The sequence below is a fragment of the Halopseudomonas sp. L-58 genome (assembly GCF_056859475.1).
In genome coordinates, this window is sequence record NZ_JBSXON010000007.1 from 1 (window position 1) to 11,375 (window position 11,375).

Annotated in this window: 10 protein-coding genes and 2 pseudogenes; 2 read left to right on the plus strand and 10 right to left on the minus strand. The window is 58.0% G+C overall.

Annotated elements, in window-relative coordinates; translation table 11 throughout:
- The coding region (locus AC13EY_RS00180; RefSeq protein WP_482875828.1) for an IS256 family transposase at positions 1 to 590 on the minus strand (590 nt) is incomplete at its 3' end.
- A gap of 41 nt (positions 591 to 631) precedes the next feature.
- A complete protein-coding gene (locus AC13EY_RS00185; protein WP_228247714.1) occupies positions 632 to 1,000 on the minus strand; it encodes a Cd(II)/Pb(II)-responsive transcriptional regulator in 369 nt (122 codons plus the stop codon).
- Positions 1,001 to 1,078: 78 nt separating this feature from the next.
- Here AC13EY_RS00185 and AC13EY_RS00190 point away from each other — a divergent pair, with 78 nt between their 5' ends.
- Positions 1,079 to 1,984, plus strand: a complete 906-nt coding sequence (locus tag AC13EY_RS00190) for a cation efflux transmembrane domain-containing protein (RefSeq protein WP_042924021.1) — start codon at positions 1,079 to 1,081, stop codon at positions 1,982 to 1,984.
- Between the two features lie 106 nt (positions 1,985 to 2,090).
- Here AC13EY_RS00190 and AC13EY_RS00195 read toward each other — a convergent pair whose 3' ends face one another.
- From AC13EY_RS00195 to AC13EY_RS00220, 6 genes are all read right to left on the minus strand, one after another.
- Positions 2,091 to 2,999, minus strand: a complete 909-nt coding sequence (locus AC13EY_RS00195) for a cation diffusion facilitator family transporter (RefSeq protein ID WP_042924023.1) — start codon at positions 2,997 to 2,999, stop codon at positions 2,091 to 2,093.
- 108 nt (positions 3,000 to 3,107) lie between these two features.
- Positions 3,108 to 3,302, minus strand: a complete 195-nt coding sequence (locus tag AC13EY_RS00200) for a DUF6316 family protein (protein WP_062372392.1) — start codon at positions 3,300 to 3,302, stop codon at positions 3,108 to 3,110.
- An 80-nt stretch (positions 3,303 to 3,382) separates the two neighbouring features.
- Entirely contained in the window at positions 3,383 to 6,529 is a 3,147-nt protein-coding gene (locus AC13EY_RS00205; RefSeq protein ID WP_233049040.1) for an efflux RND transporter permease subunit, read from the minus strand.
- 13 nt (positions 6,530 to 6,542) lie between these two features.
- Entirely contained in the window at positions 6,543 to 7,757 is a 1,215-nt protein-coding gene (locus AC13EY_RS00210; protein ID WP_228247712.1) for an efflux RND transporter periplasmic adaptor subunit, read from the minus strand.
- Positions 7,758 to 7,780: 23 nt separating this feature from the next.
- Entirely contained in the window at positions 7,781 to 9,088 is a 1,308-nt protein-coding gene (locus tag AC13EY_RS00215) for a TolC family protein (RefSeq protein ID WP_172415953.1), read from the minus strand.
- A gap of 63 nt (positions 9,089 to 9,151) precedes the next feature.
- On the minus strand, positions 9,152 to 9,499 hold the full coding sequence (locus AC13EY_RS00220) for a hypothetical protein (RefSeq protein WP_228247711.1): 348 nt from the start codon (positions 9,497 to 9,499) through the stop codon (positions 9,152 to 9,154).
- 106 nt (positions 9,500 to 9,605) lie between these two features.
- Here AC13EY_RS00220 and AC13EY_RS00225 point away from each other — a divergent pair.
- Positions 9,606 to 9,863 (plus strand): annotated as a pseudogene (locus AC13EY_RS00225) (mercury(II) reductase); the annotation flags it as partial.
- 15 nt (positions 9,864 to 9,878) lie between these two features.
- Here the strand turns inward: AC13EY_RS00225 and AC13EY_RS00230 are convergent.
- Entirely contained in the window at positions 9,879 to 10,835 is a 957-nt protein-coding gene (locus AC13EY_RS00230) for an arsenic resistance protein (protein WP_042924031.1), read from the minus strand.
- A 429-nt stretch (positions 10,836 to 11,264) separates the two neighbouring features.
- Positions 11,265 to 11,375: pseudogene (locus tag AC13EY_RS00235) on the minus strand (IS30 family transposase); the annotation flags it as partial.

An 11,375-nucleotide genomic window follows, 5' to 3' on the forward strand; every position in this document is an offset into this window, starting at 1 on the left:
TTGATGCCCAGCGCCAGGTAAACCGCCTTCACCCGCACGGCACCCTCACGCACCTTGGTGTGGATGCAGTCGAGGTAGACGATGGGATAGACCGCGTCGAGCGGCCGTGACTGCCAGGCCTTCACCTCATCGGTTACGGCATCGGTCACCGAGGAGATCAGACTGGGCGATACCTCGGCGCCATACATCTCCTGTAGGTGTGCCTGAATCTCGCGCACGGTCATGCCCCGTGCGTACAGCGAAAGAATCTTGTCGTCGAACCCCACCCAGCGGGTCTGGTGCTTCTCGACGATCTGCGGTTCGAAGGTGCCATGCCGATCACGCGGTATCTCAATGGGCAGCTCGCCGAACTCGCCCTTGAGCTTCTTGCGGCTAAAGCCGTTGCGGGTATTGCCAGACGAGTTACCGACCGGCTGATGCTTGTCGTGCCCCAGATGGTGAGTCAACTCGGCATCCAGCGCACGCTCAACCAGCTTTTTGGTCAGCTGCTTGAGGATGCCTTCGGCACCAATCAGGTCTTCAGGTTTTTGATAGTTGGCCAAGAGCTGATCCAGCAGCTCGTCGGTGATGGGATGTAGTTTCTTGCTCATCGTGTCTCCGGTTCGGAGCGACAGTGTCGCTCATTAGCCGGTTACACAAAAATTCGTACACCTCCGTTTGAACAGCTGCGGCGCAGCATTCTCAGTTGCTCGTTCAGTTTGGTTAGTTCCTGGATACGCGCCTCCACCTGCTCGATATGCCTATCCATCATCCGATTCACGTCATCACATTGTGCGCCGGGGGAACGGCTTAATCCCAATAATTGCCGGATCTCCGGCAAACTGAGATCCAGGCTGCGACAGTGCTTGATGAACAGTAATTGCTCAACGGCAACTTCATCGTACAGGCGAAAATTACCTTCACTGCGTTCTGCGGAGGCAATCAATTGTTCCTTTTCATAATGCCGGATGGTTTGCACGGAGCAGCCAGTCACTTTCGACAGTTCGCCGATTTTTATCATCTCTCAATATTCCGATTGACTCTATAGTTGTTATAGAGTTTATAGTGACCGTCTGTACATTCTCAAGGGCTTTTTTCGATGTCTGACCCGTGTAATGACAACTGCCAGAGCAACAAGATTGCCAGTGCCCCCACTTCTGGGATAGCGAATACTGATACGGCTTTTCAACATGGCTATGTCAGTGACTACCGGGTACCAAAAATGGACTGCCCGTCGGAAGAGGGGATGATCCGCATGGCTCTGGACAGTATTGAGCCCCGGGTTTTACTGGAGTTCGATACACCGAATCGGAAGGTGCGGGTATTCCATGGCGACAATGGGGCTGCCATCGAGGAGAGGATGCGTTCCCTGGGGCTGGGTGCCACGCTCGAAAAAACCACCCCGGCGGGGGAAGAGGATTTAGTCCTGGCCAGGGAGAAGGAAGAGGCAACCGCCCAGGTCGAAGCCGGTATACTGAAGTGGTTGCTGGCCATCAACGGCGTTATGTTCGTGGTTGAACTGACGGTAGGCTGGCTGGCGCAATCCACTGGCTTGATAGCGGATTCTTTGGACATGTTTGCTGATGCCGCGGTCTATGGCGTCGCCCTCTATGCGGTGGCGAACAGCCTTCGCACCAAGCTGCGCGCGGCGCATTTGTCAGGCTGGCTGCAGTTGATTCTGGCGCTGGGAGTCCTGGCTGAAGTCGGGCGGCGATTTGTTTTCGGCAGCGAACCCGTATCCGCGTTAATGATGGGTTTTGGTCTTGTGGCCCTGGCGGCCAACGTCTGGTGTCTGGTGCTTATCGCAAGAAACCGGCACGGCGGCGCACACATGAAAGCAAGTTGGATCTTTTCCGCTAACGATGTCATCGCCAATGTGGGCGTTATCGTCGCCGGTGTATTGGTCGCCTGGACGGGTTCCCGTTATCCCGACCTGGTTATTGGTCTGATCATCGGGCTGATTGTGCTGAATGGCGCCCGGCGAATTCTGCAACTGCGCTATTAGTCTCTGGTCCTTTCTCGCTGCTCGGATTCATGCCGGCAAAATTCCGCGCCTGGGCGGCCTATTAAAATAGTCGCCGCTCTCGCCGATGCTTATGGAGAATTTTCTGTCAACCGTGCCCATAGGTGTGGGCATCCTTGTGCATGTGGTCCGGGTGCTCGAATTCCAGTGTTGAATGACGTATGTTGAATTCCTGCGCCAGAGCCTGTTTTATCCTGTATTTGATATTCTCAAGCTGATCCCATGCACTTTCCTCGATAATCACATGGGCCTCCAGCGAGGCATCGTGTTCGCCCATCTGCCAAAAATGCACATGGTGAAGGTCGATAACGCCTTCGATGTTGGAGAGGGCAACAATGACGGCATCGGTATCGATGTCCACCGGGCTACCCAGCATGAGTGTTCTGATGGTGCCGCCGATTTCTGTCAGGCCCAGGTAGAGAATATAGCCCGCGATACCGATGGTGATGGCAGGATCAACCCAGCGCATGTCGTAGAGCAAAATAAGAGTCCCGCCAATGACCACGGCGACCGACGCGAGTGCATCCGACAGATTGTGAAGAAACAGTGCACGGATATTGACGCTGTCTTTCTGCATCGAATAGGTGAGCAACGCTGTCAAGGCGTCCACAGCCAGAGCGATACCACCAAGCCAGACGACCCACCAGCCCTTTACCTCTGGAGGATCGATTATCCGCATGCCACCTTCGTAAACCAGGTAGATCCCGATAATGATCAAGGTAGTGTAGTTGATGAGAGCTGCAACGATTTCAATGCGTCCGTAGCCAAAGGTCATCCTTGCGTCAGCCTGGCGGCGCGCAATTTTTTGCGCCGCGAACGCGATGACGAGTGAGGCCATGTCAGAGAAGTTATGCAAGGCGTCCGCGATAAGGGCGAGACTGCCGGCAAAGATACCTCCCCCAATCTGAGCCAGGGTCAGGATCCCGTTCGCCCAGATGGCGATGGCAACGCGTTTATCCTTGGTCTCGGGGGGTATATGCACATGGTCGTGACTCATTGGGTTAACCTAGTTGGTGGCTATTTATAAAGAGGCATCTGCTGTATTCAGCTTACTCTGTGCCTGGTCGCCTGTACCTTGGCGACTTTGTGGATTTTGGGCCATTGGCTACTCATCCTTTTTGACAGTTTTCAGGAGTTCCGCAAGGCTGTCTTCGGCCGCTTTTTTGTTCGGGAATGGCCCGATATTTTGACCTTCACGGGTTAAAAAATACCAGTCACTGTTGATGGCGTGGATGCGATGTGTTCGAAAGGGTGAGGCTTCTTTCAAGTCATCTATTCGTTGCTTGGGTGGATCGTTCATAGTCTTTCCAGGATATAAACCGCAATAAAAGAACATTGAAAAAATCATGGGGAGATTCCCCCCCCACGATGGAGTGTTGGTTAACTATCAGTGTCGTGATTAATGTCGCCTGTGGGCGTGGAGTTACTGGCACTTCTGCCATGCAACAGCGCATAGAGCACAGGGAGTACAAACAACGTCAACAGGGTGGACGAGATAATCCCGCCGATCACCACGGTCGCCAGAGGACGCTGTACTTCGGCACCGGTGCCGGTATTGAGTGCCATGGGTACAAAGCCGAGGCTTGCTACCAGGGCGGTCATCAATACCGGCCGTAAGCGGATCAGGGCGCCTTCGACAATGGCCTTCATCAGGTCACCCTGCTCGTGCCACAGATCGCGGATAAAGGCGATCATCACCAAGCCGTTTAACACCGCCACCCCGGAGAGGGCGATAAAGCCAACACCCGCCGAGATCGACAGGGGCATGTCTCGCAGCCACAGGGACAGAACCCCGCCGGTGAGGGCCAGTGGCACGCCGGTGAAGATGATCAAGGCATCCTTGAGGGAGCCGAAGGCCATCACCAAGAGTGCGAGGATGATGGCGAGGGTCACGGGCACCACGATGGCAAGCCGCTGACTGGCGGACTGCAGTTGCTCGAAGGTCCCGCCGTAATCCAGCCAGTATCCGGCGGGTAGGTCCACGTCGTCCGCAATGCGCGCCTGTGCTTCCTCGACAAATCCGCCCAGGTCGCGGTCCCGCACGTTGGCGGTGACCACCACCCGACGCTTGCCGTTTTCCCGGCTGATCTGGTTGGGCGCCGGAGCCAGCTCCAGCTCGGCCACTTCCGACAGGGGCACATAGCCGCCGTCCGGCAGGGGGACTGGCAGGTCCGCGAGGCTGTTCACATCCCGGCGGATGTCTTCGGGCAGACGCACCACCAACTGGAAGCGGCGGTCGCCTTCGTAAATCAGGCCGGCGTTTTCGCCCCCGACACCGGCTGCCACCAGATCCTGGAGATCATCCACTGTCAGCCCGTAGCGGGATAGCGCCATGCGCTTGGGGTGTACCGACAGCATGGGCAGGCCGGTCACCTGTTCGACCCGGGTATCGGCAGCGCCCTCCATGGATTCCACAACCTCAAGGACGTCGTTGGCCGATGTCAGCAACTGATCCAGGTCATCGCCGAACACTTTGATACCGAGGTCGGCGCGCACGCCGGAGATCAATTCGTTGAAGCGCATCTCAATGGGCTGGGTGAACTCATACTTGTTGCCGGGAAGCATTTCCACCGCTTCTGCCATTTCCGCCACCAGTTCATCCTTGGTTTTGTCTGGATCTGGCCATTGGCTGCGGGGCTTCAAGATAACGAAGTTGTCCGCCACGCTGGGGGGCATGGGGTCGGTGGCCACTTCCGGCGTGCCGATCTTGGCGAACACCTTGTCCACCTCCCCAAAGGCCTTCAGCCGTTCTTCCAGCTGCGATTGCATCTCGATGGACTGCTCCAACCCGGTGCCCGGGATGCGCAGGGCATGGAGTGCAATATCCCCTTCATCCAGTTGTGGAATAAATTCCGACCCCAGGGTGGTCGCCAGCCAGAGACAGACCGCTACCAGCGTGGTCGCGCCGCCCAACACCAGCCAGCGGAACCTCATAGCCACCCGCAGCGCAGGCCTGTAGAGCGATTTAGCACCGCTGATTACCGGGCTTTCCTTTTCGCTGATCTTGCCCCCCATAAAGACCGCAACAGCGGCGGGCACCACGGTCAGTGACAGCACCATGGCCGCCAGCAGTGCCATTACGACAGTGGCCGCCATGGGGTGGAACATCTTGCCCTCGACCCCGGTGAGGGCAAAGATCGGCAGGTACACCACAGTAATGATGGCGACACCAAACAGGCTGGGACGAATCACTTCGTTGGTGGCCTCGAACACCAATTGCAGACGTTCCTTGAGGGCCAACTGACCCTGGTGCTGGGCCTGGGACAGGCGCCGGATACAGTTCTCGACGATGATGACCGCGCCGTCGACGATCAGGCCGAAATCCAGCGCCCCCAGACTCATCAAATTGGCGGATACGCCAGACCGCACCATACCGGTGATGGTGGCGAGCATCGAAAGCGGAATGACAGCTGCCGTGATCAAGGCGGCGCGCAGGTTGCCCAGCAACAGAAACAGCACCACGATCACCAGCAGTGCCCCTTCAAGCAGGTTCTTCTCCACCGTGGCAATCGCCTTGTCCACCAGGGCTGTGCGGTCGTATACCGCCTCCACCTTGACGCCGTCGGGCAGGGAGGGCTGAATGGCGTCCAGTTTCTCGGCCACCGCCTGTGCTACCGCCCGGGAATTTTCCCCCACCAGCATCATGGCGGTGCCCATCACCGTTTCCTTGCCGTCGCGGGTGGCGGCTCCGGTGCGCAGCTCCTTGCCAATGGCCACTTCAGCTACATCGGCTACCCGGACTGGCGCACCATCCCGGTTGGCAATCACCACCTGTTCAATATCGCCAATGGTGGCCAGCTGCCCGGGCGAGCGCACCAACAGCTGTTGGCCGTTGCGTTCGATATAGCCGGCGCCGCGATTGGTGTTATTGGCCCGCAGGGCGCTGACCAGTTCATCCACCGTGATGCCGAACTCCAGCAACCGTTGGGGCGACGGCGTGACGTGGTACTGCTTGTCGTAGCCGCCAATGGTGTTGACTTCGATCACGCCGGGCACCTGGGCCAACTGGGGTTTGATGATCCAGTCCTGGATCTCCCGCAGTGCCGTAGCGTCCAGCGGACTGCCATCCGCTTGAGCGGCGCCGGGCAGGGCTTCTACGGTGTACATGAAGATCTCGCCAAGACCGGTGGCGATGGGACCCATCTCCGGCTCCAGCCCGGGTGGCAGCGCGCTCTTGATGGCGCCCAATCGCTCATTGATCAGATTGCGGGCGAAATAGATGTCCGTGCCTTCCTCGAACACCACCGTGACCTGGGACAGGCCGTAGCGGGACAGGGACCGGGTATAGGACAGGTTGGGCAGGCCGTACAAGGCTGTTTCCACCGGAAAGGTAATGCGCTGCTCCGCCTCCAGAGGCGAATAGCCCGGTGCCTCGGTGTTGATCTGTACCTGGACATTGGTGATATCCGGCACCGCGTCGATGGGCAGGCGCTGAAAACTCCACACGCCCACGCCGACCAGCACCAGAATAAGGGATAACATTAAAAACCGCCGCTCTACCGAGAGACGTAAGATGGCATTGATCATCATAGCCTCCTGGTTAGTGGTCGTGGGATGCGCCGGATTTTTCGATATCGGCCTTGATCAAATAACTGTTTTCCACCACATAGCGATCGCCTGCTTGCAGGCCGCCCAGCACCTCAGTCAGGTTGCCGTCGCTGCGGCCCAGCTCCAGTGGGCGGATCTCGTAGGTGTCATCCACCTGAATAAACACCACAGTCCAGTCCCGGAAGGATTGTAGGGCGCGGTTGTCTACGGCGAGGGGGGCCTCCACCGTTTCCACCACGATATCCCCGGCCACCAGCAAACCCGGGGTCAACAGGCCTTTGGCGTTGTCAACTTCAACCCGGGCCAGGGTGTAGGGGGCGTTACTGGGTGCCGGCAGCAGGTGGCGGATGGTGCCTTCCCGCTCGATGCCGTCAGCCTTCAGTCGGACTTTCTGGCCAATGGCAACCTCGGCCCGTTGGCCGGGGAAGACCTTGAATTCCGCCCACAGAGTGGTCAAATCGGCAATGGCGAATAGGGGTTGCTCACCGGCCATTTCCCCGTTGCTGATCCGACGCTCAATGACGATCCCGTCGATGGGCGCTCGCAGTGCGTAGGTCTGCAGACTTTCGTTGGATTCTACTTGAGCGAGTACGTTGCCACGCTCGACCCGATCGCCCAGATTGACCTTCACCTGGCTGACCACGCCCGGGAAACGGGCGCGGATCCGGGCAATCTGCTGCGGTGCCGTGGTCAGGCTGCCGTAGGTGGTGAGGCTGCGCTCGATGGCACTCGGCCCGGCTGCGGCCGTTGTGATACCCGCTTTTTGGGCGATAGCCGGGGCGATCCGGGTGCGACCTTCGTGGGATTCCCAGTGCCAGCGGTAGTTCTTGCCGTCCATGGCGAGGGTCACTTCCACGTCGAAGGAGTGGGGTTCGGTCACCACGCCATCCCCCAGCCAGTAGTCCCCCTGGTAGGCGAAGTCGAATGTGTCCACTTGCCCGCCCAGGCGGGTGAGCTGGACATTGAGGTCAATATCATTGGTAACGGCGCGGCCAGCCTTGGTGACCCAGGCCCGGTATTCCGGGGGAACGCCCTGCTCAAAGATTTGCAGTTCGACGGTGGCGTCATTCTGTTGCAGCAGTATGCCGCCGTGAGGCCCCCTGGCCTCTGCCTGCGATTCGTCCTGTTGTTTCTCGGCGGCTTGTAAAGGGTTGATGGCAAGGCAGGTGGCCACCAGAATCAGACAGAGTTGTTTCATCAGTTGCATGGTGTGAATCCTGAATTTGTGGGTTAGCGCGTCGGGGCGCCCGGAACAGCCACGAGGGGCTGCGCCGTGAGTTGTTCGATCAGCGCCTGGTTGAGCAGCGCCGTGGTGGCGGCGTCGACCAATGCCTGCCGTGCTGAGAGCAGTTCCCGCTGTGCGGCGGTCCACTCCACATAGCTGTAGCGGCCGTTTTCATAGGCTTCGCGGGTCTGAGTGAGTGCCTCGGTCAGGTCGGGAAGCATTTGGCTGCGAATCTGCTCAACAGTCTCGATACTTTGTTGCCGCAAGTGGTAGGCGTCGAACAGGCGCGAATGGAGGCGCAGCAGGGTATCCTCCCGGCGGAATCGGACCTCATCCCGCGCCGCCAGGGCGGCCTGCACCTCGCCGCGATTGCGCCGTCCGGAAAAGAGCGGTACCGAGAGCCCTGCGGTCAAGGCGGTATCATCCGTCTCCTCGAAACGCCGGACGCCCACCTGCCAACGGATGTCGCTTTCGGACTGGCTGCGCGCCAGCTGAATCTCCGCTTCGCGGATACGCTGTTCGCTCGCGTAGATTTGAATGGCTGGGCTGTCGCTGACCCGCTGGTACAGGGCATCGAAGTTGTCGGATGAACCGAACTGGAACAGATCGCCTTCCAGCATTTGAAAGTCCGGGCTGGTATCGCCCCACAGGGAAGCCAGAGCCATTTTCCGGCTCTCGTAGGCGGCTCGAAGACGGGACTGCTCAATACGACTCTGGGTGAGCGCGGCCCTGGCGCGCAGGACTTCGGCCTGGGGCGCCGCGCCGCGGTCGGCGCGACGGGTGACGATCTCGTGGGTGGCCTCGGCCAGCGCCACAGCTTCAGCGGCCAGTTGGAGTTTTTCCTGCAGGGCCAGTGTGGCGACAAAGCGCTGGGTCGCCTGTCCCAAGAGATCCAGGGTCTCGGCCCGGCGCTCGGCCTCGACCCGCCCGTATTGTGAGTCAACTACGCTGACGCGGGCCTGACGCTTGCCGCCAAGTTCGAGGACCGATGACAAGGACAGGGTGTACTCCGCCCCGTCGACCCCTCGCAGATTGTCGCTGCCGAGGAAGTTTTCCACTTCCAGATCGGCCTCCAGGGCAGGATTTTGACCTGCCGTAACGCGGCGACCCTCAAGACCCTGAAGGCGAAAATCGAAGACCTGGAGGCCGGGGTTTTGCGCCATGGCCCGCGAGAGTGCCTCGGACAGAGTGAGTGGTTTGTCACCGGCATGTGCCAGGGCAGAACCGAATGCCAGCGTTAGAAGGCAAAAGGCATGAATAATAAAATGGCATGGCATTGCGCGCCGCCCAGTTATGGGCATTCTGAAAAGCATGAGACTGCTCCTACGAAATTCTAAATGACGGTTATTCCCCGGGTGGGGAAGATATTCGCAGGGTCAGGAAATGGGAGGGCGGAAAAGGGAGGATTGAACCCCGGTGGTGAAGTTGGCTTGGTAGTCGGACAGTACTATTCCCGCAGTCAAGCCGGAAATGTTGGTGAGGGTTCCCAGCAATACCATGTGAAAGCAGCTGTGGCTGTGATGGCCATGGTCCGTTGAATGACTGGGGCTGCCGGGAGACGACTTGGTTGCCTGATTTTCGCTGGAAAAATCCGCTGATTCGTGTGAATGCGCATCATAATGTGGCATTGCGGGGTTGTGCGGTTGTGTTTCATAGGCAATAGACGCCACTGACTGCAAAGCAATCAACAGCGTCATTGCGACTATGAAACAGCGTTTAATCATGCAAGTGGTCCCGGAATTTGATCGTGAGCCTAGCAGAAAGGCAACCACATAGAAAGGACTGGACTCCCATGGCGTTACGTGTGTCCGTAGTGCGCTGCCCTGAGTGGCGGGCGATTGCACCGACCAACCGCAGTTCGTCTATGTGGCTGCCGCCGGGGGCAGCCGGGCCGGGATCAATATGGCCGGCGGCGACGCTATGCTCGATCTTCGCGCCATGCCGGCGGTCATGGCGATGCGGGCCAATATGACCGTGCAGGAATTGGCTGAAGAGCTGTTTCCCTACCTGACCATGGTGGAAGGGCTCAAGCTCTGCGCCCAGACTTTTACCAAGGACGTGACTCAATTGTCCTGTTGCGCCGGGTAAGGCTGCGTTCCCGGCTCAGTCGGCATTCCTGATCAGGCGCGGCAGCCAACGCAGATACGCCACCATGCCAAACAACTCGACCAGGGATTGGAAGACGATGACAACGATGGCGGCACGCCAGGGCTCCGGCAGTGACAGCGCCAGCGGCAGCATGACGAAGGAGTTGCGGGTACCAAAGCTGAAGGTGAGGGTGCGGCCGATAGTGGGCGTGAACCCGAATAGCTCACTGAGCCCCTTGCCGATGGTAGCGGCGGCAACCAGATAAAGTACAAAAACCACAAGCGCCGACCACAGCAGGGCGCCATTGTCGATCACCAGGCTGACCTGGGAACCGGCAATTAGAAACACCACCAATGCCAGCAACGGCACGGGCAGCCACCCAAGCCAGTCCACCAGTGTTTGCGCGCGCGGGTGCTTTTCCGTCAACCGTTCGGTAATCCAGGCCAGGATCAGCGGGGTGACAATCAATCCGAAGAATGCCGGCAGCAAGTGGCTGCCAACCGCCAGTTCAATGGCGATATTGCCCATGAAGAGCCAGATATAAATGGGTAGCAAAATGAGCTGGACCAGCAGAAGGATCGGCGCGGCCGCTATGGCCCTGGCACCGTCCCCACCACCGAGATGGGTAAAACTGATAAACCAGTCCGTACAGGGCACCAGCAGTACCAGCAGTACGCCGAGACGAATAGCGGGATCATCCGGTAACAGCCACAACAGAAGACCAACGACCACCGGTATCAGGATAAAATTGCCCGTCAGCAAAGCGGCCAGAAAGCGGCGATCACGAAATGCCGACCTGAGATGTATCAGTGGTACCTGAGTGAAAGTGGTGTACAGGAGAACGCCCAGTGCGGGCCAAAGCAGCGCTTCCCAATGACGGGTCTGCTCTGGTGACATCCAGCCGATGGTCATGCCGGCCAGGATGACTAGGAGATAAAGCCAGACTTGATATCGCTCCAATTGTTCGCGCATTTAAGGCTGTTCCCGCTGTTTTTTCGAGGGCACGATAGTATCATTGGGGCGCAATGAACTCCCGACACTTGCCCTGAGCATTTCGGCAGGCTTCGAGGGGGACTGAAATCTCTTTAGGTTGGGTCGGGAGAGATACGGTAAAATGGTTAGCGTCAGCGTTATACCTTTTTTCTGACAGTAGCGGGGATGGGCGTCTCCACAGGGTTGGTGGCTTTTTACCCGGTTTGGCTGGTTCTGACCCTGTTGAGAGGAGCTGTCAGTAAAAAATGAAATTATTTTTAAGGAATTTCTGAGCATGGTATTTATCATGGTGTTACCGATTATCAGTATAATAAGCCGTTGAAAATAAAAAACAAAAATGGCTTATTGATAATAGAGTGGGAATGATCGGTTTACCTGGGGCGGTTGCAGGAGCTGAGTGCAACACGGTTATTGAATTGACGCAGGAGCATCATATTGCATAGCCAAGGCTTTCTGCATCACTTCGCTCATGACTTCGATAGGACATTTGAAATCGAAGCGCTTACGTGGACGCATGTT